19 protein-coding genes are annotated in these 23,942 nt (G+C 66.7%); 11 read left to right on the top strand and 8 right to left on the bottom strand.

The genetic code is table 11. The annotated features are described in order from the left end of the window. Positions 1-47: 47 nt before the first annotated feature. Entirely contained in the window at positions 48-1,160 is a 1,113-nt protein-coding gene (locus tag B0I08_RS04420; RefSeq protein ID WP_106210254.1) for a YlbL family protein, read from the bottom strand. A gap of 115 nt (positions 1,161-1,275) precedes the next feature. Here B0I08_RS04420 and B0I08_RS04415 point away from each other — a divergent pair, with 115 nt between their 5' ends. Both B0I08_RS04415 and B0I08_RS04410 read left to right on the top strand, forming a co-directional pair. Further along, entirely contained in the window at positions 1,276-2,604 is a 1,329-nt protein-coding gene (locus tag B0I08_RS04415) for a zinc-dependent metalloprotease (protein WP_106210252.1), read from the top strand. A gap of 63 nt (positions 2,605-2,667) precedes the next feature. Beyond that, entirely contained in the window at positions 2,668-3,678 is a 1,011-nt protein-coding gene (locus B0I08_RS04410) for a TOMM precursor leader peptide-binding protein (protein ID WP_106210250.1), read from the top strand. Here B0I08_RS04410 and B0I08_RS04405 read toward each other — a convergent pair. Both B0I08_RS04405 and nudC read right to left on the bottom strand, forming a co-directional pair. Continuing rightward, positions 3,578-5,257 carry an ATP-dependent helicase gene (locus tag B0I08_RS04405; protein ID WP_106210248.1) on the bottom strand — a complete coding sequence of 560 codons (1,680 nt, stop codon included), beginning with the start codon at positions 5,255-5,257 and terminating at the stop codon, positions 3,578-3,580. The genes B0I08_RS04410 and B0I08_RS04405 overlap by 101 nt on opposite strands. Continuing rightward, positions 5,254-6,183 (bottom strand): NAD(+) diphosphatase, encoded by a 930-nt coding sequence (gene nudC, locus B0I08_RS04400; RefSeq protein ID WP_106210246.1) that lies wholly within the window; start codon positions 6,181-6,183, stop codon positions 5,254-5,256. The genes B0I08_RS04405 and nudC overlap by 4 nt, the downstream gene beginning before the upstream one ends. Before the next feature lie 64 nt (positions 6,184-6,247). On the opposite strand from nudC, the gene B0I08_RS04395 reads away from it, so the two are divergent. Then, a complete protein-coding gene (locus tag B0I08_RS04395) occupies positions 6,248-7,270 on the top strand; it encodes a phosphotransferase (protein WP_106210795.1) in 1,023 nt (340 codons plus the stop codon). A 26-nt stretch (positions 7,271-7,296) separates the two neighbouring features. Here B0I08_RS04395 and B0I08_RS04390 read toward each other — a convergent pair whose 3' ends face one another. Beyond that, positions 7,297-10,521 (bottom strand): ATP-dependent helicase, encoded by a 3,225-nt coding sequence (locus tag B0I08_RS04390; RefSeq protein WP_106210244.1) that lies wholly within the window; start codon positions 10,519-10,521, stop codon positions 7,297-7,299. Then, positions 10,514-13,675 carry an ATP-dependent helicase gene (locus B0I08_RS04385; protein WP_106210242.1) on the bottom strand — a complete coding sequence of 1,054 codons (3,162 nt, stop codon included), beginning with the start codon at positions 13,673-13,675 and terminating at the stop codon, positions 10,514-10,516. Before B0I08_RS04385 ends, B0I08_RS04390 begins: the two co-directional genes overlap by 8 nt. A 98-nt stretch (positions 13,676-13,773) precedes the next feature. Between B0I08_RS04385 and B0I08_RS04380 the strand changes: the two genes are divergently transcribed. Then, positions 13,774-13,998, top strand: coding sequence for a DUF3107 domain-containing protein (locus B0I08_RS04380; RefSeq protein ID WP_106210240.1), 225 nt, complete (start codon positions 13,774-13,776; stop codon positions 13,996-13,998). Between the two features lie 3 nt (positions 13,999-14,001). After that, positions 14,002-14,295 (top strand): hypothetical protein, encoded by a 294-nt coding sequence (locus B0I08_RS04375; protein ID WP_106210238.1) that lies wholly within the window; start codon positions 14,002-14,004, stop codon positions 14,293-14,295. Positions 14,296-14,386: 91 nt separating this feature from the next. On the opposite strand, the gene B0I08_RS04370 is transcribed toward B0I08_RS04375, so the two are convergent. Then, a complete protein-coding gene (locus B0I08_RS04370; protein ID WP_106210793.1) occupies positions 14,387-15,103 on the bottom strand; it encodes a ferritin-like fold-containing protein in 717 nt (238 codons plus the stop codon). Positions 15,104-15,375: 272 nt separating this feature from the next. On the opposite strand from B0I08_RS04370, the gene B0I08_RS04365 reads away from it, so the two are divergent. Further along, positions 15,376-16,878: a DEAD/DEAH box helicase gene (locus B0I08_RS04365; protein WP_106210236.1), complete on the top strand. Its 1,503-nt coding sequence runs from the start codon at positions 15,376-15,378 to the stop codon at positions 16,876-16,878. A 44-nt stretch (positions 16,879-16,922) separates the two neighbouring features. Here B0I08_RS04365 and B0I08_RS04360 read toward each other — a convergent pair whose 3' ends face one another. Further along, complete coding sequence (locus B0I08_RS04360) at positions 16,923-17,780, bottom strand: PHP domain-containing protein (protein WP_106210234.1); 858 nt, start codon at positions 17,778-17,780, stop codon at positions 16,923-16,925. Positions 17,781-17,813: 33 nt separating this feature from the next. Here B0I08_RS04360 and B0I08_RS04355 point away from each other — a divergent pair, with 33 nt between their 5' ends. Together B0I08_RS04355 and B0I08_RS04350 are read left to right on the top strand one after the other, a co-directional pair. Beyond that, a complete protein-coding gene (locus B0I08_RS04355; RefSeq protein WP_106210232.1) occupies positions 17,814-18,821 on the top strand; it encodes an endonuclease/exonuclease/phosphatase family protein in 1,008 nt (335 codons plus the stop codon). A 77-nt stretch (positions 18,822-18,898) separates the two neighbouring features. Beyond that, on the top strand, positions 18,899-20,386 hold the full coding sequence (locus tag B0I08_RS04350; protein ID WP_106210230.1) for an aminopeptidase P family protein: 1,488 nt from the start codon (positions 18,899-18,901) through the stop codon (positions 20,384-20,386). 5 nt (positions 20,387-20,391) lie between these two features. On the opposite strand, the gene B0I08_RS04345 is transcribed toward B0I08_RS04350, so the two are convergent. Then, entirely contained in the window at positions 20,392-20,889 is a 498-nt protein-coding gene (locus B0I08_RS04345; RefSeq protein WP_106210228.1) for a general stress protein, read from the bottom strand. Positions 20,890-20,925: 36 nt separating this feature from the next. On the opposite strand from B0I08_RS04345, the gene B0I08_RS04340 reads away from it, so the two are divergent. The 3 genes from B0I08_RS04340 to B0I08_RS04330 are packed head-to-tail and all read left to right on the top strand — an operon-like array spanning position 20,926 to position 23,919. After that, the gene (locus tag B0I08_RS04340) at positions 20,926-22,260 is read left to right on the top strand and encodes a magnesium transporter MgtE N-terminal domain-containing protein (RefSeq protein ID WP_106210226.1); all 1,335 of its coding nucleotides are present in this window, start codon (positions 20,926-20,928) and stop codon (positions 22,258-22,260) included. Continuing rightward, complete coding sequence (locus tag B0I08_RS04335) at positions 22,247-22,768, top strand: DUF1003 domain-containing protein (RefSeq protein WP_106210224.1); 522 nt, start codon at positions 22,247-22,249, stop codon at positions 22,766-22,768. The genes B0I08_RS04340 and B0I08_RS04335 overlap by 14 nt, the downstream gene beginning before the upstream one ends. Then, on the top strand, positions 22,765-23,919 hold the full coding sequence (locus tag B0I08_RS04330; RefSeq protein WP_106210222.1) for a P-loop NTPase: 1,155 nt from the start codon (positions 22,765-22,767) through the stop codon (positions 23,917-23,919). The genes B0I08_RS04335 and B0I08_RS04330 overlap by 4 nt, the downstream gene beginning before the upstream one ends. Positions 23,920-23,942: the final 23 nt, after the last annotated feature.

The following is a 23,942-nucleotide window of genomic DNA, read 5'->3' as shown; positions in this document are numbered from 1 at the left end:
GGTGCCCGGCGCGAAGGATGCGTCGTTACCGCTCTGTTACCGCAGGATCATTGCGCCGCGCAGGTCGGCAGCGCCGAAAGTCCTTCGCCCGTGTCGATTGCCGACAGCGCCGCGAGGGACTCGTCCAGCGTGCCCACCGCGAATACCGTCAGCCCGTCGGGGACGTGCCCGACGACCTCGTCGCAGTTGTCCTCGGGGGCGAGGAACCACTCGGCTCCAGCGTCCACGGCGCCGTAGAGTTTCTGCCGGATGCCTCCGATCGGGCCAACGTCGCCGTCGACCGTGATCGTTCCGGTTCCCGCGACGTTCTCCCCGCCGTTGAGCGCGCCGGGCGTGAGCTTGTCGATGATTCCGAGGGCAAACATCATGCCCGCGCTCGGGCCGCCCACCTTCTCCAGCTGGATCTTTACGTCGATCGGGAAGGCGTAGTCGTTGCCCACGCTGATGCCGAGGATCGGTACCGGAGCGTCGCCGCTGCTGAGGGTCGGCACGATTTCTACCGTGGCTTCGGTGCCATCGCGAACGATGGTGATCGACGCGGCATCCTCGACCCCGTTCGCCGCAATCGCGGCCTGCAATTCGCTCACATCACTGAAGGTCTGGCCGTTGAGGCTCTCGATGGTGTCGCCCGCCTCCAGCATGCCCTCCGCCGGCGCACCCTCCTGGGTTCCGGCCACGGTGAGTGTGGTTGGCAGCTCGTAGCCGAGGTTCGTCAACGCAGCGGCGATCGCCTGCTTCTGGGAGTTCACCATGTCGATGTTCGACTGGGTGGTGGTGTCTTCGACCGTGACGCCCTCGGGGTAAATCTCGTTGAGGGGAACGACGGCGTTGCTCGGGTCGAGCCAGGAGGCGGCGATTTCGAACCAGCCGGGGCGTTGCTCGCGATTGCCGGCCACACTCACGGTGAGCATGTCGAGGGTGCCCTCGGTCTCGTAGGTCTCCGCGTCCGGGATGTCGATCAGCGGCACCTCTTCGCCCTCGACGGACACCGAACCGAGGGTGTCGAAGACCGGACCGGGTTTCTCAATGACGTACGGCGCGGGGATGAACGCGACGGCAGTAATGCCCACGAGGGCGAGGCCCAGGATGGACCATCCCGTGCGGTTACGGCGAACGTCGCGCGGCGGGAGATCGGGTGTTGTGTCGGCGAAAAGTGACACCGGGGTCCTTAGAACGAACGGGCTGGAAAGTTGTTCGCCACGGGCGCACACCAGAAGCACTCAGCCTAGGCCAAAACACAGGCCGGACGACCGTGCAGCGGCTAGCGTAGTTCGTATGGCTGAAGATTCGCGTCAAGAACCGAACGACGAGTTCCGTGACATGTTGCGCGAGTTTCTCGAGGGCAATAGTGACATCGACCCGGCGAAGCTCGCCAGCGCCGCGGGCCTTCCGAACGACCCCGAGGCCGTCGCCCAGCTGATTGCGCAATTGCAGAACGCCCTCAGTTCCAGCGGAGATGGCGTGAACTGGGGCCTTGCCCTCGAGCAGGCCAAGGGCGTGGCGGCACGCACGACCGTGGTGTCGCTACCCGCCGAGCGCTCGAAGCTGGAGCAGGCCCTTCACGTCGCCGCGCTCTGGCTCGACGAAGCCACGTCACTGTCGGAGCTTTCGAGCGAGCCGCGTCTGATGAGCCGCACGGAGTGGGTCACCGCCTCAATGGGTGTCTGGAGCCAGTTGGCTGAGCCGGTGGCGACATCCATCTCCAATTCCCTCGCCGAGGTGCTGCAGCAGCAGGCGCCCGAGGAGATGAGCGAGATGATGGACGGCGCGAGTGAGCTCATGCGCAACGTCGGCGGCACCCTGTTCGCGATGCAGCTCGGCCACGTGGTCGGGCAGCTGTCGACCGAGGTGGTTTCGGCCGGCGACGTCGGCATCCCCCTGCTGGACACCGAGCAGGCCGCGATCGTTCCACAGAACATCGCCGACTTCAGCGCCGGTCTCGACATTCCCGTCGACCAGGTGCAGCTCTACCTCTCCGTGCGCGAACTCGCCCACGCCCGACTGTTCCGGCACGCGCGGTGGCTGCGGCTGCAGCTGCTGTCGTCTATCACTGAGTTCGCCCGTGGCATCCGCATCGACACAGAACGCCTTGAGGCGCTGGCCGAGGGCTTCGATCCCGCGAACCCGGAAGAACTGCGCGATGCGATGACCAGTGGAGCGCTCATCCCGCCGAAGTCGCCCGAGCAGCTCGAGGCACTGGCGCGCCTGGAGACGATGCTCGCCCTCATCGAGGGGTGGGTGGATGTGGTTACGGCCCAGGCCAGCTTCCGCCTGCCCCGGATGGACGCGATCGCCGAGACCGTGAAACGACGCCGTGCGTCCGGCGGCCCGGCGGAGTCGGCGTTCGCCACGCTGGTCGGCCTGGAACTGCGTCCTCGACGGTTGCGGGAAGCCGCACAGATGTGGCAGAAGGTGACCGACGCCGTCGGTGTCGACAAGCGTGACGCCCTCTGGTCGCAGCCCGACCTCATCCCGACGAGCGCCGACATCGACAACCCGGCCGCGCTTATCGCCCGGATCACCGGGGTCGCGGTGCTCGACGACATCGACCAGGCAATCGAAGACCTGCTCAACGACGACACCAGCGAGCGTCCGACGGAGTAACGAGCGTTGGTCTGCCTGTGGAGAACTCCCGGGCGGCCGTGGCGGATGCGCGACCATTGCCGGATGGTCCTGAAACTGGATTCCCGGTTCCCGCTCGTCTGGCGCTCCCCCAGCGATATGCAGTTTGGCGTCGATCCGCCGCAATTGATCCTGCGCGACGTCTCGCCGGCTCAGGAGATGATGATCTCCGCGCTGGTACCGGGCATCAGCCGCTCCGGCCTGAGTATGGTCGCCACCTCGAGCGGCGCTGCCCAGGCCGACATCACGACACTCCTGCAGTTGCTGCGGCCGGTCCTCGTTCCGGACCAGAATTCGGGCGCCGGTTTTCTGCCGCCGCATCCGACCGGGTCGTCAGGGTCGTCCGGCACGTCAGGGTCGTCCGGCACGTCAGGGTCGTCCGGCACCGGGCCTGCGGGCATCGCGATCGTCGGGTGCGGTGCAACCGTGGAGCGCATCGCGCGGGTGCTCTCGCAGAGCGGGCGGGCAATCGTTGTGGCGCGCGCCGCCACCGCGAGCCCCGGCGTGAGCTCGGCTGATGGTGACGTCCGAGCCGGGGGCGACACGATCGCGCTCGGCATCGCCGTAGGCCACTACGTGCTGGACCCCGACGTGCACGGCTATTGGTTGCGCCGCGACATCCCCCATCTGCCCGTGATTTTCGGCGACAGCTCGGTGACTATCGGACCCCTGATCGAACCGGGCGCAGGTCCCTGCCTCTACTGCCTCGAGCGCCACCGCTCGGACGCAGACCCGGTGTGGCCGACCCTCGCGACACAGCTCTGGGGCCGCCGAAGCGGGGCGGAGACACCGCTGCTGTCCCGCGAGGTGGCGGCCCGCGTGGCAAGGATGGTGACCAACCGGCTCGATGATGCCCGGCCAGGGCCCGCGATCTCGGTGCGGCTCGATGCCGACCGCGGGACGGCGACCTACCGGGAGGAGCAGCCGCACCCCGACTGCGGCTGCCGTGGCCTCGTTAGCGCAGCTCGCCCAGGAATCGACTTGCCTGCCGCACCTGACCTCGGTGTGCTCCCTCGGCGGACCAGGATAGCGAGAGTTTCCGGCGGGCGCGGGTGACCCCGACGTAGAACAGGCGTCGCTCTTCGTCGATGGCCTCGAGCCCCTTCGCGTAGGTGATCGGCAAGAGGCCCTCGGAGACTCCGGCGATGTAGACGCTGTCCCACTCGAGTCCCTTCGCGCTGTGCAGCGTGGCGAGGGTGACCGCTGCCATCGTCGGCTCGTGCTGGCCGGCCTGGCGTTCGAGCAGGTCGCTGACGAAATCCTTGAGCGTTATGCCCGCGGGAGCTTCCTCCGCGAGTCCCATCAGCGCGTTCAGCGACTCCCAGCGGTCGCGCACGGACCCGCGGGATTCCGGGGCCTCCTGGGTCCAGCCGAGCGACCGCAGCACGTCGCTCACGGTCTTGAAGATCGGTTCGCCCGTGATCGAGATGGAAGCGCCCTTGATCATCATGATCGCCTCCTTCACCTCCTTCAGGTCGAAGAAGCGGGTGGAACCGCGCACCAGGTACGGCACACCGGCATCCCCGAGGGCCGCCTCCAGCGCCGCGGACTGCACGTTGATCCGGTACAGGATGGCGATGTTCTCGGCTCGCGTGCCGTCGGCGATGTCCGCGGCGATCGACTGAGCGATCGCTCTGGCCTCCTGCGAATCGTTTTTGTGGCTGGATGTCGCGGGGAGGGGTCCCCGCGCTGCCTCGGGTGCCGCGTGAAGACTGAGGGCACCCGGGCGTCCCCGCATCAACCGGTTGGCCGACTCGATGATGGCGGGCGTGGACCGATAGTTCTGTTCGAGGCGAACGACCACGGCGTCCTGGTGGGTGCCCGCGAAGCCCAGCAGGTACTCCGGCGTTGCGCCCGCGAAGGAGTAAATGGTTTGGCTCGCGTCACCGACCACGCAGACGTCGTCGCGGTCGCCGAGCCACAGCCCGAGAAGCTCGTGCTGGAGCGGGGAAACGTCCTGGTACTCATCCACCACAAAGAAGCGGTACTGCTCACGCACCTGCTGGGCCACCCGGGGTTCGGACTCGATCATGCCCGCGGTGGCGAGCAGCACGTCTTCAAAGTCGAGCTGGCGGCGCTCGTCCTTCACCGCTTCGTACGCCCGCTGCAGATCCACCGCCTTGTCGACCGTCAGTGTCGGGGGAAGCGCGCGGGAGTGGGCGGCGAGCCCGTACTGCTCGATGCTCAGGCGGGACACCTTCCGCCACTCAATCTCCGCGGCGGTGTCGCGCAGGGTCGCGGTGTCCAGTTTGAGTTTCAGGGTCTCGGCCGCGTGCGCGAGCAGTCTGCCCTTGCTGTCCAGCAGCCGGGGCATGGTGCCGCCGATGACCTGCGGCCAGAAGAAGTTCAGCTGGGACAGGGCCGAGGCGTGGAAGGTGCGTGCCGCGACCCCCTGCGCTCCGAGCGCGCGCAGTCTGGTGCGCAGTTCAGCCGCCGCGCGACTGGTGAAGGTCAGGGCCATCACTCGTCCGGGTGAGTAGACGCCGGTGGCAACCCCGTAGGCGACGCGGTGGGTGATGGCGCGGGTCTTTCCCGTGCCCGCGCCGGCGAGAAGGCACACCGGACCGAGCAACGACTCCGCCGCGATGCGTTGTTGGTCGTCGAGACCGGCGAGCAGGTCTTCTGGTGAGGTCACTTCTGGCCGTCGGCGATGGGTTCGCCGTACCACTCGTCGATGATGGCGCGCGCGATCGAGGTGGGTCCCGGCAGCAGGATCTCTCCAAGGGAGTTGTGTAGTTCCTCGCGACTGAACCAGCGCAGGTCAAGAATCTCGTCACCATCGGGAACAGCGGTGTTGGTGTGTTCGGGATCGAGGCGCGCGGTGAAGCCGAGCATCAGCGACGCCGGGAACGGCCACGGCTGGCTGCCCAGGTACACCGGATCGGTAACCCGCAAGCCCGATTCCTCGAATACCTCCCGTACGACGGCGGCTTCAAGAGACTCCCCCGGTTCGACGAAACCGGCGAGGAGCGAGTAGCGATTGCTCTCCCAGAGGGCGTTTGATCCCAGCAGCAGGCGATCCTCGGCGTCGAGCACTCCCACGATGATCGCGGCATCCGTTCGGGGAAAAACATCGGTCTGCGACACCGGGTCTCGACGCACCCATCCCCCGCTGGTCACGGTGGTGGGTTCTCCCGTGCGCGGGGAGAACGCGTGGGAAGCATGCCAGTTGAGCACACCGAGTGCTTCGGTGAGCAGCCCGGTGTCGCGATCGGACAGTATGTTGCCCACCGTGCGCAGGCTCGCCCAGTCCGACTCGGCCAGGTGCCCGGCATCCGTCAGCAGCGCTGCAACGATCGGGGTACCGACCGGTTCCGGACTCCTCAGAGACGTGGACCGGCCCAGGTAGACCAGCAGTTCCGTCGCGGGGACCGCGCCCACCGGCAGCAGCGCGAGCGAGGTGTCTGAGGCGAGCAGCGCGGTGCCCTGGAAGATCGGCAGCACCCGCGTGGCCGGATCGGCCCAGAGTTCCTCGAACAAATTCTCACGACTGCGCGCGAGATAGTCACGATCAACCTCGTAGCGGGAAAGCGGCAGTCGCGCCAGAAAAGAATTGGACATTGATGACCCGTCGGAAGTGCGTGGCGTGCTGCGGTTGCGGCAGGAGTCGACCTACCCTGTTGGTATGGCCCGATCCCATCTCACTCTAGCCGCGCTCGCCACGTCGGCAGTGCCCGGCCTCGACCTCGTCAAGGCAGCTTCCTTTGGCACGGGGGCAAACAACGACTACGACTCTGCTGTGCTTACTGACCGCGCCGGCGCACACTTCATTGTGCGGGCGCCGCGCAGCGTGCGCGCCGAGACGGAACAGGCCGCTGACCTGGCCGCGCTGCGCGCCCTGAGCGCAGGAGTGCGCACCCGGCTGCCGTTCGCCGTGTCCACCTTCGTGGGCGACACCCGCGCCACAGTCGGCAAGGACGCCGCGGGCAAAACGCGCTACACCCGTGCCATGGTGTACGAATTTTTGTATGGGGCGAAGGTGCCGCTGCTCGACCTCGACACCACCCAGGCCGCCTCAATCGGTCGCGCGATCGCGGCAATCCACTCCCTGCCCACCAGCTTTGTCTCCGACGCCTCGCTGCCCGTGCTCACGGCTATCGAAGCCCTCCGCGCGTGCATCACGGTGCTCGACCGCGCGGCGAACACCGGATTGGTGCCGGGCGAACTCCTGGCCCGGTGGGAGGGGGCGACAGAGGAATCGAAGCTCTGGCAGTTCCAGCCTGCCGTGGTCAACGGTGGGCTGACCGCCAGCTCGTTCCTGTTCTCCGAGGGAGCGGTCAGCGGAGTGCTCGGCTGGCACGAACTCCACGTCGGCGACCCCGCCCGCGACCTGTTCTGGCTGCTCGGCACACGCGGCGAGCACGTGGCCGAGGCGGGTTTCGACGCCTACAACGACCTGCGCGGCAGCGCCGACCGCCAGGTGCGCCAGCGGTCAATGCTGTACGCAGAGCTGGAGATCGCCAAGTGGCTGCTCCACGGCACCGATACGCGCAACACCGAGATAGTGGATGACGCCGTAGCCATGCTCAACCGTCTCCTCGACAACGTGCGCAACAACGTGATGAACCCGATCGGCCCGCTGGTGTCACCCACCATGGAGGTCACCGAGGTCGAGGAGATGCTCAACCGCAGCGGGCGCGCGATTTAGACCAAAGCAATCTCTGCCCGCACGATTTACACCAGCGACGCCCGCCACAGCTCGACCAGCTCGTCCTCGTCGAAGATTCGCTTCGGACGAATCACGGCGTCATCGGAGACGTAGTAGAACACCGCGTCAATGAGGTGCGGATCGATGTTCTTCCAGCGCGCATAGGCGAGCCGGTAGAGCGCGAGCTGCAGTTGCTTGTCTTCGAGGTCCCGGGCATCGCGCGGAGCCTTTCCGGTCTTCCAGTCGACAACCTCGTAGCGTTCCCCATCGAAGTACACCGCATCGATCTTGCAGATAATGATCTGGCCGTCGAGGACCAGGTGAATCTCACGCTCCACCTCCACCGGTGCCCGCAGCGCCCAGGGGGACCGTTCGAAAATTCCCTGGAGCCTGACGAGTTCGGCCTGTTCGAGTGGCACCTGCTGGGCATCGAATCCGTCGTCGAGCTCCGTTGCAAAGCTGTCGAGTTCCTCGGCCGTTCCGCCTGTGCCATAACGCTCCTCCACCCAGCTGTGAAACAGCGTGCCGAGCCGGGTGGCTCGGTAGGGGCGCTCCGGCATCGGCCTGCGCAGCGCCGCCGCGACGGACTGGGGATCGGTGACAAAGTCCTTGAACCGGGACGCGGGCACGCGCGTTGGCATCGGAACGAAGGCATTCGCTGTCATCCGGCGAGCGCGCTCGCCGAGGAGCAACTCGAGTTCCGGCCCCCACCGCCCGGTTTCTGAAGGATCCGCGTCGCGCACTGCCTGCGCTGCCGCCTCAACCTTCGCGCGGCGGCTGCCGAGTGGATCGAGCGGCCAGACCAGGGTGGTGACTTCGTCGCCAAGCGGATTCGTTTCGTGCTCGCTGGCGAGCGGAAGCGCGCCGACCGTCGTCGCCGCGGCAAGCACTCCCGTTGCCTCCAACTCGCCGAGGAAGGGGCTGGGCTCGCGCGCGGTGGCTTGCGTCGACCAGAACGACCCGGTCAACGCCAACCAGTGCCGTGCCCGGGTCACGGCGACGTACGCGAGGCGGCGCTCCTCGAGGATGTGCCGGTGCCTGACCTTCTCGGCAAACTCCACCTTGGCGTCGAGGACCTCCTTGCGGGTCTCTGCCCGTTCCCAGAGGAACTCAGGCAACTCCGCGGAGTCTCCGCGGAACGGCCAGGGCAGCGCACCGAATCCTAGCCAGCCTCCGAACCCCTCAACCGGCTTGCTCGGTATCTCGTCCTCAACCATCCTCGGTACCACAACCGCGTCCCATTCCAGCCCCTTGGACCCGTGAATGGTGAGGAGCTGAACCGTGCCTGGCTCAGGCTCCTCCGGCCGCGGTGTCAGCCCGTCGCGCCACTCGGCTTCCTTGAGCCAGGCGAGAAATCCGCCCAGCGTGGAGGAGTCATCCACCGCGAGATATCCCCCCAGCGCATCAAAGAACGCTTCACGGTTCGCTCCGCCGAGTGCGCGCAAGTCGTTGGCGACAACTTCGATGTCCAGCTGCAGTTCTTGTTCGACGAGGGTAACGAAATCGAGCAGGTCAAGCCCGCCGCGAGAACGCAGCTTGGCGAAAGTTCTACCCGCCTCGCGCAGTCGCTCGAGTCCAACCTCGCTGAAACCGTCGAGTTGCGAGTGCCCCGGCTTCGCGGTGGCGAGAAAGTCGACGGCGTCGACGATCGAGCCACCCTCCCCCGAGGCGACCGACGCGCGCAGAGCATCTTTGACCTCGTCGTCGTAACTCTTCTGGGCGTAGTCCCGGTCGCGCAGCCAGGACGCCAGCCGGGACAACGCGCGCAGGTCGCGAACTCCGATCCGCCAGCGCGACCCGGCAAGCAGCCGCACGAGTTCACTGCCGGCGGTGGGATCGTGAACAACCCGCAGCGCGCTCACGAGATCGGCGATCTCCGGCTCGCTCATGAGGCCACCGACTCCCAGCACGTGGAAGGGCACGTCGTTGTCGCGCAGTGCGTCCATAAAGTAGGGCTGATTCTTTCGAGCCCGGAACAGCATCGCCGCTGTGGGCGGCTTGCCGGTTTTCGGGTCGGTGCGCGCCAGGTGCGCTTTCAGCCAGCGAGCTGCAGCCTGAGCCTCTTCGAGAACGGTCTCCTCGACGATCAACTCCACCGGAACCGCACTGGCGCCCGGACCGGGCTGCAGTTTGTCCACACGGACCCGCGTGTGCGCAACGAGCGGCTCAACGAGGGCGTTCGCAACGGCGAGGATCTTGCGTCCATTTCGCCAGCTGGTCGTGAGATTGAAGTTCGCGACTTCGCCCCCACCGAATTGATGGGCGAACTGCTCGAGATTTGCGGCACTGGCCCCGCGCCACCCGTAGATGGATTGGTTCGGGTCGCCCACGGCCATCACGGCGTGGTCGGCGAACAGCTCGGACAACAGCCAGGTCTGAACCACCGAGGTGTCCTGGTACTCATCCAGAAGCACGACTCGATATCGCTCTCGGAAGTCAGCGCTCACGCGCGGCACTCGGCGCACGATCTCGAGGGCGAGGGCCACCTGGTCGGCGTACTCCACAAACCCCCGGCGAGCTTTCGCCTCGGAGAACGCGGTCGCCAGATCGAGCAACACGTCAAGCGACCCGACCGTGCGCACCAGCTCCGCCACTGCAGGGTAATCCCCCTTGCCGCCCGCAGGCAGGTCTGCGATAGACGCGAACCTGGCCGCCATGGCACGCACGCGCTCGGGATCCACGATGTTCTCGCTGAGTGCGTGGCTGAGCTCGAGGACGGCCTTGGTGATGGGATCAACGTTGCGCCCGAGTTGCGCGAGGCGCGGATCACCGCTGGCAACCACGATCGACCGGGCGAGCTGCCAGGCGGATGCCTCACCCAGAACGTCGCCGTCGCTCTCTCTGCCGAGGAGCATCGCGTGGTCACGGTAGATGGTGTTGGCGAAGGAGTTGTACGTTGCGACGACCGGAGCCTCGAACTCGTCGTAGTCGCCGGGCAGTAAACCCTGATGGGCGAGTTGGCCGATGCGTTCGCGAATGCGGGCGGCGAGCTCTCCCGCGGCCTTGCGGGTAAAGGTCAGCCCGAGAATCTCCCCCGCGCGCAGATGCCCGTTGGCGAGCAGCCAGAGCACCCTGTTCGCCATGGTCTCGGTCTTGCCACTTCCTGCTCCGGCGACGACAAGCGCCGGCGACAGCGGTGCCTCGATCACGTCGCGTTGCTGGTCGGTGGGGCGCGGCAGGCCAAGCGCATCCGCAATGTCGTAGGCACTGATGCCGATGCCGATGCTGGAAACAGTTGCGCTGTCAATCACTGGAAACCGCCCTTACCCGGTGAATGGCGAGATTCGAGGTGCCGCCGGAGCCCCAGCTGCGCAGTTCGATCGCCCCCTCATACTCTGCCGCCGCCATACCGACTGCAGCCTGGCGGATCCGCGTGCGGAACCCCTCGAGTGCCTCCTCGTCGAGCGGGGGCTGCACCGACTCTCGATACAGCTTCGAGCGCACCCCCTTCTTCACGTACAACAGCTTCGCGCCTCCCGCATGGTGTTCGCCGAGCTCGTCCAGGAATTCGTCGAGTACGCCCTGTGCGTAGGCGAGCTGGTACGCGCCGAGTTGCGGATGGGCCGCTATCTTCGCGGGCTGGGTGATCGGGGTACCCGTCTTGAGGTCGACGATGTGGACCGAGCCGTCTGCCGCGCGTTCGATGCGATCGATGGACCCGTTGACCTGAGCGCGCCCGATATCGAGCGAGAACCGTTTTTCTGCGCCGACCAACGTTTTTCCTTCACGCTGGAAGTCGGCGAGGTATTCGCCGATGGCTGCCACCAGAACGCGCGCGGTGCGTTTCTGCGTCTCCGCCATCCACTCGGACTCGAACGGCAACTCTTTCCAGCGGGACTCCACCGAGTCCCACAGCCGGTCGATGCTCGGATCGGTCGCTGTCTCCATGGCCCAGTGCAGGATCGTCCCGAGCCCCATGGACGTGGATGATTCTGAACCCGCGATCGTCTCGATGAACCAGTCCAGCGGCGAATCCTCAAAACGCTCAAGGCGAGAGGGTGACACGGGCACTTTTTCCTCCTCGCCGAACATCGGTTCGGTGGTGGACGGTTCGAGAAGCCCGTGCCACTGCGCTGGGTCGGCCCCGGGAACGTGCTCCGCCGCGAGTCTGGCCAGGGCGGATGCCGCGGCGGCACGATCGCTGGCGGCCCGGGTCACCGACCTGCCTGGCTGCACCAGATCGCGACGCAACCGGCCGGTGAGACCCCGGAGAGACAGCGGAGGGAGCGACGACGTATCGATGACGGGCGTGTCCTTGGGCGCGAGGGTGAGGAAAACGCTCGGGGCGTCGTCTTCGTTCGCGACCGTCGCCAAAACAACCTGGCTGCGGGCGCGTGAAACGGCGAGCGCAAACATCCTCAGTTCATCGCCGAGCACCAGCTTGCGTTCGTCGAGGGTGGCGCTGTCGATGCCGGTGATCGCCCGAACCAGCTCCTGGGGGCCGAGAAGGGAGCCGCGCAGGCGCAGATTCGGCCAGGCACCGTCCTGCAGATTCGCCACGACGACGATGGCGAATTCGAGCCCCACCGTTCCCGGAGGGGTGGTGACCAGCACAGCGTCGTCGTTGGGCTGCGGCGAGAGGGTGTCTTCTGGAACCTCGGCATCGAGCACCGCGCTCAGAAAAACACCCGCCGGAGTACCGGGCTGGCGTTCGACAAAGCGTTTCGCTGCGGTGAACAGGGCCACAACGCCGTCCAGGTTGGAGTTCGCCTCGGCGGCGGTGATACCCGCGCTGAGTGCTTGCTCGAACCAGGTCGACGCGAGTCCGCTGCGCTCCCAGGCGAGCCAGAGGAGCTCCTCGATGGTGCCGTCGGTCTCGGCGAGCGTACGGATCTCCGCGAGGGTGGTTGCGAGGCGGTCTGCACTGCGGCCAACCCGATGGTCGATTGTCGCGAATCGGCCGGGGGCGGACAAAGCCTCGACGAGGAGTTCATCGCTTGACCGCAGGTTGCCTCCGGCGATCTCCTCGGCGCGCAGGGCGAGTCTGAGGCGACGAAGCATGAGTCGGTCGAGGCCGCCGAACGGGCCGAGCAAAAGCTCAGCCGCCAGGGCAGGAGTCAGGGCGGTACGACCGGCACCGACATCGACAAGGGTGAGCAGCGCCCGAGCCGCCCGGTCTTCTCGCAGAGCGGTCGCGCCGACGGTGGTGCGAGCCGGGACCTCCGCGAGGGAGAGCGAACGCCGAATGCCGGCGATTTGCGCCCCGCTGCGCACAACAACCACCATCTGGCTCCACGGCACGTCGTTCACCAGGTGCTGCTCGCGCAGATGGCGGGCGACCGCGCTCCACTGGCGCGCTGGGGTGCTTGCGCTCAGCGTAAGGATGGGCGGCATCACGACGGGCGGGATCTCGTCGTCGTCTTCTGTTCGCCCCGCTACGGCCGCCCGCTGGGACCCTGCGGCCGCCGTACCTATCCGCGAGGTCACTGAGGCGGTCAAGTTGCGAAGCAGCGGGCCCTGCCGGTGCGCTCGCTGCAACACGAGGGTCTGCACGGGCGAGCGCAGGATCGCGCCAAGCCGCCCGAGCGCGTCGGGCTCTCCCCCGCGGAACGCGTTGGCGGCGACGTCGGGATCGCCGAAGGCGACGATGGTGATGCCCCGCCCGGCGAGCGCGCGCAGAATTGCGAGGGTCGACTCGGTTGCCTCCTGCAGGTCATCGATGACCACGAGTCGGAGCCGCTGGATGCGTTCTCCCGGATCCGCTGAGGCGATCGCTGTTGCCGCGTATTGGGCCAACTCGGCGGAGTCGAGCTGGTTATCGCGAAAATTGCCGATCACATCGTGGTACTCGCCGATGAAATCTGCGGCGGCGGTCCACTCGGCACGGTCGAACTCCCGGCCGAGTGCGCGCAAGCGCGCCGGCGATACGTTGAATTCGGTGGCGCGCATCATGAGTTCACGCAACTCTGACCGGAAGCCGCGCAGTCGCCGCACATCGGGCGTGAGCATCGCGGGCCACACGGGCCCGGTGCCCTCCTCCGCGTGGCCGTGCAGCAGCTGCGCGATGTCGGCATCTTGCTCGCCGCCGGTCACCAACCGAGGGGGCGCGACTCCTGCCGACCGAGCCGCAGCACCGACGACCTCGTGCGCGAGCGAGTTCACCGTGCGCGCGAGCGGACCGTTCGTCGCAACGCCTACCCGCAAGGCAAGTGCGTCGCGCAGACGGGTTGCCGAGGCGCGGGTCGGGGTGAGGGCGACGATCTCGTCTGGCGCATACCCGCGATTCAGCACGCGGTCGGCAACAAGTTCGACAAGGGTGAACGTCTTGCCGGTGCCCGGCGCACCCAGTACCGCGGCTGAACTGCCCTCGGGGAGGGCAAGAACGGCCAGCTGGCTCACGTCCGGCGAGGGGCCGGTCGCGGCCGAAGAGACTTCTCTCCTACGCTCAAACCCGGTGATGTTCACGCCCTCACGGTAGTGGAGCCCTCCGACACTTTCCGTCCATTTTCTGCCGGAGGCGAACGCAGCAAAGCGACCGGCCGGAACTGCCGTAATCTTTAGCCGTGGACATTCGTATCGGTATCGCCAACAGCCCCCGTGAAATCAACTTCGAGACCGCGCAGTCTCCTGCCGAGTTCGAGAAGGTAGTCGCTGACGCGCTGGAGTCAGACAGCAAGTTCGTGAAGTTCTCCGACGACAAGGGCAAGATCTACCTCGTGCCGGTCGCTTCCCTTTCATACGTTGAAGTCGGCTCCGAGGCATCCCGCCGCGTAGGATTCGTCGCCTAACCGATGGAACTGCTTTTTTCGACCGTCATTGCGTTGGGCATCGGTTTCATCATCAGTGCACTCGCACCCGCCCGGGACACTCTCGGCACCCTGCTGGTGCCCGCAGCGTCCGGAGCGGTGTCGATGGTTGTCTGGGTCGCACTCGTGTGGGCAGGGTTACGCTTCGACGGCACCTGGATCTGGGTGATCAGTCTTCTCGCGGGCGGCCTCGCCGCTCTCGCGATCGCTCTCGTCCTGCCGAAGCGTCGCCGCGCGGCTGACGAAGAACTACATCAACGCCTGGCAGCGCGCGCCTGACCCATCCAGGCGGTCTGCGGCAGCACACTCGTGCCGCAGCGCACCGGTGCGGCCGCGCGCTAGTGCCGCAGCGCGCTAGCGCCGCAGCGCGCTAGGCGGTAAGGCCGAGCGTGTCCATCCGTCGCGTGTGCGCGGCGATGAGCTCGGTGAATACCGGCTCGATGCGCGCTTCGTCGCTGTCGTGGTTGTCCGACGTCACGAGCGACGAGCGCGCGACCAGCATCGTGTCGCCGACCAGCCTGCGGCCCCAGAGCGCCAACCGGGATGCGAGACGAGGGTTGGCGGTAATAGCGGCGAGGAGTTCGTCGGCGATGACCTTCTCGCCGGAGGGCTTGTGCATGATGGCGGTTACGCGTGCCGCGGTATCGGAGGGCAGACCTTCGGCAAGCCGCAGGAAGAAGTCGTCGAGGAAGCCCGAGGTGACAAAGCAGCTGGTGAGTGCCTCGAACCAGTCCGACCCCTGGGTACGCGCCTGAAACCGGTCGATTGCGGCCCGGTTGGGATCCATCACCGTCGAGGCCACGAGACCGTGTCGCTGGATCTCCGCGGTGAGAGCGTGGTGTTTGGCGAGGGAGAGCGCTGCTGCCGCGCTCACCGCTTCCTTCGACTCCATGGTCGGGGCGGTGGCGACTGCACGACTGAGATTCTCGAAGATCGTGAGCTGGAGATACGCGGCGGTGCCGAGGTAGGTCGACAGGTCGGGAGTCAATTCGGCCAGATGCACCTTGGTCGTTCCGGAGTCCTGTCCGCGTTGGCGAAGCCGGGGAACCTCGACGCGCGCGCCTTTGCGCCAAAACCAGTTAACCACGAGGGTTAGTTTAGGCGGCTTGGCGAGCGCTCCGTGCAGCACGGCCATCTTTGGCGGGTTTAGCCGCCCCTTTCGCGCATCCCCGGCCAGCGGCACACGCAGGATCTGGTGCGTAGCGGCGGCCTGCCCTCAGCTCATTTCGGCCTGCACCCGCTAAACTGCCCACCATGCCCCCCATCACAGGCGGGGGCCCTGCGTCCTAGGAGAAAACGGGCGTATCTCACACAGCGCACTGATACCAGTGCCCTCCCAAGGCGAACAGGCTTCAGACTTTGAATTTCTCAGAACTCAATGTCGACCAGGACATGGTTGACGCACTTGCAACAAAGGGAATCCTCGAGCCCTTCCCGATCCAGGAGCAGACCATCCCGATGGGTCTGAACGGCCAGGACATCATCGGCCAGGCAAAGACGGGAACCGGCAAGACGCTCGGCTTCGGTCTTCCCCTCCTGCAGGAACTCGGGCTGAACCCAGAACCCGGTGTGCAGGCCCTGGTTGTTGTGCCCACCCGCGAGCTGTGCGTGCAGGTCGCCGAAGACCTCACCCTCGCCGCATCGAACCGCGCAACGAAGGTCGTCGCGATCTACGGTGGCAAGGCCTACGAGGGCCAGGTCGCCGATCTGAAAGACGGCGCGCAGGTTGTGGTCGGTACTCCCGGCCGCCTGCTCGACCTCGCAAGCCAGCGCATGCTGTCGCTCAAAAACGTCAAGGTAATGGTTCTTGACGAGGCCGACAAGATGCTCGACCTTGGCTTCCTGGCCGATATCGAGAAGCTGTTCTCGCAGACACCTCCCACCCGCCACACCATGCTGTTCTCCGCCACGATGCCGGGCCCGATCGTTGCCCTGGCCCGTCGTTTTATGAACAAGCCGATCCACATTCGCGCGACCGACCCCAACGAGGGCCTGACCCAGGCGAACATCAAGCACGTCGTCTACCGGGCACACAACCTCGACAAGGATGAGGTCATTTCCCGCATCCTCCAGGCCGAGGGCCGCGGAAAGACGGTGGTATTCACCCGCACCAAGCGTGCGGCCGCGAAGCTCGTCGAAGAGCTCAACGACCGTGGCTTCAACGCGGCAGCGGTGCACGGCGACCTGAACCAGGAACAGCGCGAGCGCGCCATGGCCGCGTTCAAGGCCGGCAAGAAAGACATTTTGATTGCTACGGATGTCGCGGCCCGCGGTATCGATGTGAACGACGTCACCCACGTCATCAACCACACTATTCCGGAGGATCACGACACCTACCTCCACCGCGCCGGACGTACGGGTCGTGCCGGCAAGACGGGCATCGCGGTCACGTTCGTGGACTGGGACGACATGCACAAGTGGTCGCTCATCAACAAGGCGCTCGACATGGGCCAGCCAGAACCCGTCGAGACCTACTCCTCCTCCCCGCACCTCTACACCGACCTCGACATCCCGGCCGGCTCGAAGGGCCGCCTGAAGGCGACGTCGATCCTGCCGAAAACTGTCGAGGCCGCCGGTCGTCCTCCGCGGGAGCGCCGCGACGGAGACTCCACGACGCGACCACCGCGCGAGCGTCGTGAGGGCGACCGCACCCGCACCCGCAGCCGTGGGGCCAGCGGCAGTTCACCCGCGTCCACCGGGCCTGGCAACGCAGCATCCACCAACGGTCCCGCCGACGATGCGGCCACCGCCGGCAAGGTCGAGGGAAGCGGAACGCACGACGGCGGCGCGCCCGCCCGTCGCCGCAGCCGTCGCCGTCGCCCCTCCTCGGGCGGCAGCGCCACGCCTCCCCCCGCCGCTTAGGCGGAGTCCGCAGCGCCGCCCACCCGTGATGGGTGCGGCGGCGCTTAGGCGCTGTAGCGGGCGTACCCCGTCGCCGTCGCGAAGATTCTCTCCAGCACATCCTCGGACGTCGTGTTCTCGGCCAGCCGGTTGGGTTTGCCGGCGCCGTGGTAGTCACTCGACCCCGTGATCGCGAGGTTGTACTTGGCCGCCAGCTCGTGCAGGCGCACCTTTCCATCGTCGGTGTTGTCCCGATGGTCGATCTCAAGCCCGAATAGGCCCGCGTCGGCGAGCGCCGCAATCGCGCTCTCCTCGATGACCCGGTATCGCCCAAACGTGGCCGGATGCGCCAGAACGGGAACCCCTCCGGCGCCCACGATCATTCGCACGCCTTCGAGCGGCGACGGGGCGTAGTACTTCTCGTAATAGCCGCCCTGCCAGTGCAGGATGCTCTCGAACGCGGCGCTGCGGTTTGCGACGTGGCCGCGTTTGACGAGTGCATCCGCGATGTGCGGGCGTCCGATGGTGCCGCCCGCCACCGATTCCGCGAGCACGTCTTCCCAGCTCAGCGTGTAATCGGCGGCGATGCGCTCCACGATGCGCTCGGCCCGGTGCAGCCTCCCGTCGCGGATCCGCGCGGTCACCGAAACGATCTCCGCATCGGTGGGGTCAAAGAGGTAGGCGAGCATGTGCACACTCGCCGGCCCGTAGTTTGTGCTCAGTTCCATGCCCGGCACGACGTCGACGGATGTCCCGGCGGCAGCTGCGAGCGCTTCGACCCAGCCCGCCGTCGAGTCGTGGTCGGTCAGGGCGATGGTGCTGACTCCGGCGGCCACCGCTGCCCGAACGAGTTGGGTGGGGGTCTCGGTACCGTCAGAGACACTGCTGTGGGTGTGAAGATCGATCCGAGGTGTGACTGACATCCTGCAATCGTATTGGTCTAGGATCACTGAGCAATGATCGCTCGCCTGCTCTCCGCCGCTGTGACTGTCGTGCTCGCCGCCGCCCTGTTCGTCCTGGCCTGGCCGCAGTTGTTCGGTTTGGAGTGGAGCACACCCGTCGCCCAGGCGGTGTCGTTCCGCGCCATCGCGGTGGCGGGTTCCGCGGTGATGTTGATCGCCCTGCTCGCCCTCGCGATATTCTCCGTCGGCGCACGCCGGTTCACCGGGTCAATCGCCATCGTGTTCGTCATCTTCGGCGCGATCAGTCTCGCGGTCCTCGCATCGCGTGGCTCCGGCTCGGAAGACTTCGCGACCAAGCGGGACTCGGCGGTGACCGTCGTGGCCTGGAACACCCTCCGCGACGCCCCCGGTGCAGACGCGATCGCCGCCATTGCGCTGGAGGAGGACGCCGACATCCTCACCCTCTCCGAAACCAGCGGTGAGATGGGCAACGCCGTAGCCGCGATCATGGCAGCGGCGGGGCGCCCGATGACCGTGTTCGCCGCCACGGTCAACGAGGCGGAGGTAGACGCTTCGACGGTGTTGCTGGTGAGCAGCGACCTTGGCGCGTACTCGCTCCGTACCGATCTCGGCAACACCTCGGTGGCGGCGAGCCTCGTCGCGACTCCCGATGACGGGTCTGGACCGACCATCGTCGGCGTGCACACGATGGCTCCGATTCCGTCGGGCGTCGACAACTGGACCTCCGACCTCACCTGGCTTGCAGACCTCTGCTCCGGAAACACGATCATGGCGGGTGACTTCAACGCGACGGTCGACCACATGTCGCGATTGGCGAGCGCCGACGGGGCGTCGTTGGGAGAGTGTGCGGATGCCGCGATGGCGACCGACAACGCCGCCGTAGGCACCTGGCCCACGCAAATACCTGCACTCCTGGGCACCCCGATCGACCACGTATTGGCTACGGACGACTGGCGGGTGACGGGCATGCGAGTCATCCGCTCGTCTGAAAATCTTGGGAGCGACCACCGCGCGATCGTCGCGCAGCTCGCCCCGCGCTGACCCGGGCGTACCTTCCGCGCCGAACTCGGCCCAACTGCCCCGACCGCACCTTCCCCGCGGAGGAGGGACAATGGAGCATGGCAGATTCGGCCGAGAAGGCTCCCCGCGCGACCACAAACCGTTCGACCACCCCGGTGTCCGACACGTTCCAGAACTATATTTCCTCCGGATGGGCGGACCACCCGGAGGTCTCGCCGGTACCCCGCGAGCAATCGATCTTCGCGTCGGCGCGGAGGGCAGAGTTGTCCGACCGGTTTACCGGGCTGCGGCTCATCGTGCCCGCGGGCGCCGCGAAGGTGCGCTCCAACGACACCGACTATCCGTATCGCGCGCACTCCGCGTTCGCGCATCTCACCGGTTGGGGCAGCGACGCCGTGCCCGGCAGCGTGCTCGTGTTCGAGCCAGTCGACAACGGCCACCGCGCAACCCTGTACTTCCGCGAGGCCGCCGGACGCGACTCGAGCGAGTTCTACGCCAACCCGGAGATCGGCGAATTCTGGACTGGCCCGCGACCCTCCCTCGCCCACGTTGCCCACGACCTGATGCTCGACACGAAGAGCCTCGAGGACTTCGCGGCCCTGCTTGACCGCGTCGACGCAAGCACCCTGGTGCTGCGCGAGAGCGACCGCGAGATCACCGACCAGGTGGACGGCCGCCGCCTGAGCGTCGCCGACACCGGCACGCTCGCGTCGGAGGAGGGCGGCGCCAGTGACGACGAGCTCGCCCGCGTGCTGTCCGAGATGCGCCTGGTGAAAGATGGATTCGAGGTCGCGCAGATGCGGCTTGCGGTGAACGCGACGAAGCAGGGCTTCGACGACGTGGTCAGCGACCTTCCATCGATCGTCGCGCACCAGCGGGGCGAGCGGCTGGTGGAGGGCACCTTCAACCGCCGGGCACGCGCGGAGGGCAACGCTGTCGGGTACGACACCATTGCCGCCAGCGGTCCCCACGCCTGCATTCTGCACTGGACGCGCAACGACGGGCCCGTCACCCCCGGCGACCTGGTGCTGATCGACGCGGGCATCGAGCTGGAAAGCTACTACACGGCCGACATCACCCGAACCCTGCCGGTCAGCGGAACCTTCACCGAGGTGCAGCGTCGCGTGTACGAGGGTGTGCGCGAGGCAGCCGATGCTGCGTTCGCGATCGTGAAGCCGGGCATCCGGTTCCGCGAGATCCACGCGGAGGCGATGCGCGTGATCGCCGAGAAAACCGCGGAGTGGGGTCTGCTGCCGGTGACGGCGGAGGAGGCGCTGCGCGCGGAGAACCAGCATCACCGCCGGTACATGGTGCACGGCACCAGCCACCACCTCGGCCTCGACGTGCACGACTGCGCGCAGGCTCGGCGCGACCTCTACCTCGACGGCGTGCTCGAACCCGGGATGGTGTTCACCATCGAACCCGGACTCTACTTCCAGCCGGACGACCTGACCGTTCCGGAGGAGTACCGCGGCATCGGGGTGCGGATCGAGGACGACATTCTGGTCACCGAGTCCGGCGCAGAGAACCTGTCCATCGGCATCCCCCGCACGGCGGACGACGTCGAAGCCTGGCTTGCGCGGTAAGCGCTCTAGTGGCGCTCGGGCTCCGGACGCGCAAGCGCTTCCTGCGCCTTGACGACGAGCTCGGGCGCAATCACGATCTGGTAGTTCGACGCGAGCACCTGGTGTGTCGAGGTGAAGTCGCGGCGGCGGCGGTTGATCGTGTAGGCCGTGATTCTGAAGAGAATGCCGAACGCGGCGCCGATCATGGTCGCCGCGCCGACGAAGCCGAGGTTGGGCGTTTCGGAGAAGATGAACAGCACGAGCCCGAAGAACAGGCCGAGCCACGCGCCACTGGCCACCCCGGCCAAAGCGGCGCGCCCGTAGGTGAGTTTTCCGGTGACGCGCTCGACCGTTTTCAGGTCGTTTCCCACAATGGAGAGTTGCTTCACGTCGAAGTCTGACTTCGCCAACCGGTCAACAATTCCCTGTGCTTCCGGGTACGTATCGTAGGTGCCGAGCACGTCGCCGCGCGGGATTGTGGGGAAGCCGGGGCTGCGGCGCGAGAACGGGCTCTGGTTGGTCACCTATTCATTGTCCCACGCGCGACTACGCTGGTACCCGTGAGCGCAACGAGAGTATTCGTCGCCCGGTTGGCCGGGTGCTCCGTTTTCGACCCCGCGGGCGACCGCGTGGGCAAGGTCAGAGACGTGGTTGTGGTCTACCGCAGTACGCAGCCCCCCAGCGTTGTTGGGCTCGTCGTCGAAGTACCGGGCAAGCGCCGGGTATTCCTGGGCATCGGACGCGTCACCAGCATCGGTTCCGGGCAGATCATCACGACCGGCATCATCAACATGCGCCGCTTCCAGCAGCGTGGCGGCGAGGTGCGCGTGATCGCCGAGATGCTCGGCCGCAAGGTCACGCTGCGGGACCGCGCCGGCGAAGCCACGATCGAAGACGTCGCGATCGAAGAAGCTGACCTCGGCGAATGGGAGGTCGGCCAGCTCTTCTGCCGTCAGGCGAAGACCACCCCGTCTCCGTTCGGCAAGGGCGCGACGGTCTTCGCAAAGTGGAGCGACGTGGTCGAGAAGACCACCGCGGGCGAATCACAGTCGGCAACCCAGCTCATCGCCACCTACGCGGACTTCCTCCCCGCAGACCTCGCCAACGCCATGCTCGACCTGCCCGGGCAGCGCATGCTCGAAGTCGCCGACGAGCTCCCCGACAGCCGCCTCGCGGACGTGCTCGAAGAGATGCCCGAGACCGACCAGGTCGACATCATGAACCAGCTTGATGACGCGCGCGCGGCCGATGTGCTCGATCACATGCAGCCGGATGACGCGGCCGACCTCATCGCGCAGATGAGCGAAGAGCGCGGCGAGGCCCTGCTTGAACTCATGGAGCCCGAGGAAGCCGAAGATGTGCGGTTCCTGCTCTCCTACGCGCCGGAAACCGCGGGTGGACTCATGACCACCGAGCCGATCATCGTCTCCGCCGACACCACGGTGGCCGAAGGCCTGGCGCTCATCCGACGACACGAGCTCGCCCCGGCACTGGGCGCCGCCATCTGCGTGACCCTCCCGCCCTACGAGCCGCCGACCGGCAGGTTCCTCGGCATGGTGCACTTCCAGCGGATGCTGCGCTACCCGCCGAACGAGCGTCTGGGCACCCTGCTCGACCAGTCGCTCGAGCCCGTGCGCGCCGACGCTCCCGCGGCGGAGGTGGCCAGGATCCTCGCCAGTTACAACCTGGTGTCCGTTCCGGTAATCGACGAGAACCGCCGACTGGTCGGGGTGGTGACCATTGACGATGTCCTCGACTATCTCCTGCCTGACGACTGGCGAAGTACCGACCACGACAGCAGTACCCCCCGCACTCCCATCGATACTTCAACATCAACCATCCCGCTGAGAACCAGCACAGCCAAGACGAGGAGGGCAGGCAATGGCTCGCGCTAACCGATCCGAAATCCGTCTCGACTCTCCCAAAGGCCTCCGCACCAAAATCGTCCCCCGTTTCGGCGGTGGCGGCGGAGACCGGTTCGGCCGCTTCACCGAGTGGGTCGCCCGCGCCATGGGAACGCCGACCTTCCTCGCCGGGCTGACCGTCTTTGCGGTCGCCTGGATGGCCTTCAACTCGTTCGGACCCGAGAACTGGCGCTTTGACAGCGCGGCCATCGGCTTCACCGCGCTGACCCTCATCCTGTCGCTGCAGGCGTCCTACGCCGCTCCCCTCATCCTGCTCGCGCAGAACCGTCAGGACGACCGGGACCGCGTACAGATCGAACAGGACCGCCAGCGCGCCGAGCGCAACCTGAACGACACCGAATACCTCGCACGCGAGGTGGTGTCGTTGCGATTGGCGATGCGCGATCTCGCCAGCAAGGACTTCATCCGGGCAGAGTTGCGCTCCCTGCTCGAAGAGCTCGATCGTGACAAAAACAGCTCCGACCGGAACAACGGATGACGGTGCCCCCCGCAGAGGCGTCGGATCAGACCCTCGCGCTCGGCCGTGCCCTCACCCGCGTGATCGACCCGGAGATCCGCAAACCGATCACCGAGCTGAACATGATCGGCGCAGCATCCGTCATCGCCATATCGGCCACAGAAACCGTAGCGACCGTCGACCTGAAATTAACGATTGTGGGATGCCCCGCCGCCCAGACCATTGAACGCGACGTGCGCGAGGCTGCAGCATCCGTTCCGGGAGTGACCGACGTTGTGGTCAATGTGGGCGTGATGACGCGGGCGGAGCGCGACGCCCTGACCGAGAAGCTGCGGGGCGGCCGTGCGCGCACGCAGCAGTTCGGGCCGGAGTCCCTCACCCGGATCTACGCGATCACCAGCGGCAAGGGCGGCGTAGGCAAGTCGACGCTGACGGCCAACCTCGGGGTCGCCCTCGCTGCCCGGGGCTTGCGTGTGGGGATCGTGGACGCCGACGTGTTCGGTTTCTCGATTCCCGGGTTGCTCGGCATCGCCGGCACGAAGCCGACCCAGGTCAATGACATGATTCTGCCGCCCGTGGCGCACGATGTGAAGGTCATCTCGATCGGCATGTTCGTCGACACCACCGGCACCGCCGTCGCCTGGCGCGGACCGATGTTGCACCGCACGATCTCGCAGTTTCTTACCGACGTCTACTTCGGCGATCTCGACATCCTGCTGCTCGACCTGCCCCCGGGCACGGGAGACGTGGCGATCTCCATCGGGCAGCTCCTCCCCCAGGCCGAGGTGCTGGTGGTCACGACGCCTCAGCCGGCGGCGGCGGACGTGGCCGAGCGCAGCGGCCTGGTCGCGCGCCAGACGGGCCAGAAGGTCATTGGCGTCATCGAAAACATGGCCGGCCTGCTGCAGAGCGACGGCACCATGCTGGATATTTTCGGGCGGGGCGGTGGGGCGGATGCCGCGGCGCGGCTGTCCACGCCGGAAGAGCAGGTTCCGCTGCTCGCGTCGATTCCGCTGAGCATCGCACTGCGCGAGGGCGGCGACGTCGGCGCCCCGATCGTGCTGTCGTCTCCGCTGGATCCGGCTGCCGTGGCAATCGCCGGGGTCGCGGCGCAGCTCGCGGTTCGCGCCCGCGGCCTGGCGGGCCGCAAACTGGGCCTGTCTGTCACATAGGCGCCATCGCGGGGGTACGGCAA

The sequence above is a fragment of the Glaciihabitans tibetensis genome, from assembly GCF_003003265.1.
Taxonomy (GTDB): domain Bacteria; phylum Actinomycetota; class Actinomycetes; order Actinomycetales; family Microbacteriaceae; genus Glaciihabitans; species Glaciihabitans tibetensis.
Note: the sequence above shows the minus strand (reverse complement) of the source record. Positions and strands in the feature narration are given on the sequence as shown.

What these genes read in the sequence shown, in the direction of transcription:
- B0I08_RS04415 (WP_106210252.1), top strand. Translation starts at nt 1,276, where the DNA reads ATGGCTGAAGATTCGCGTCAAGAACCGAACGACGAGTTCCGTGACATG.
- B0I08_RS04410 (WP_106210250.1), top strand. Translation starts at nt 2,668, where the DNA reads ATGGTCCTGAAACTGGATTCCCGGTTCCCGCTCGTCTGGCGCTCCCCC.
- nudC (WP_106210246.1), bottom strand. Translation starts at nt 6,183, where the DNA reads ATGTCCAATTCTTTTCTGGCGCGACTGCCGCTTTCCCGCTACGAGGTT.
- B0I08_RS04395 (WP_106210795.1), top strand. Translation starts at nt 6,248, where the DNA reads ATGGCCCGATCCCATCTCACTCTAGCCGCGCTCGCCACGTCGGCAGTG.
- B0I08_RS04375 (WP_106210238.1), top strand. Translation starts at nt 14,002, where the DNA reads ATGGAACTGCTTTTTTCGACCGTCATTGCGTTGGGCATCGGTTTCATC.
- B0I08_RS04360 (WP_106210234.1), bottom strand. Translation starts at nt 17,780, where the DNA reads ATGTCAGTCACACCTCGGATCGATCTTCACACCCACAGCAGTGTCTCT.
- B0I08_RS04355 (WP_106210232.1), top strand. Translation starts at nt 17,814, where the DNA reads ATGATCGCTCGCCTGCTCTCCGCCGCTGTGACTGTCGTGCTCGCCGCC.
- B0I08_RS04350 (WP_106210230.1), top strand. Translation starts at nt 18,899, where the DNA reads ATGGCAGATTCGGCCGAGAAGGCTCCCCGCGCGACCACAAACCGTTCG.
- B0I08_RS04335 (WP_106210224.1), top strand. Translation starts at nt 22,247, where the DNA reads ATGGCTCGCGCTAACCGATCCGAAATCCGTCTCGACTCTCCCAAAGGC.
- B0I08_RS04330 (WP_106210222.1), top strand. Translation starts at nt 22,765, where the DNA reads ATGACGGTGCCCCCCGCAGAGGCGTCGGATCAGACCCTCGCGCTCGGC.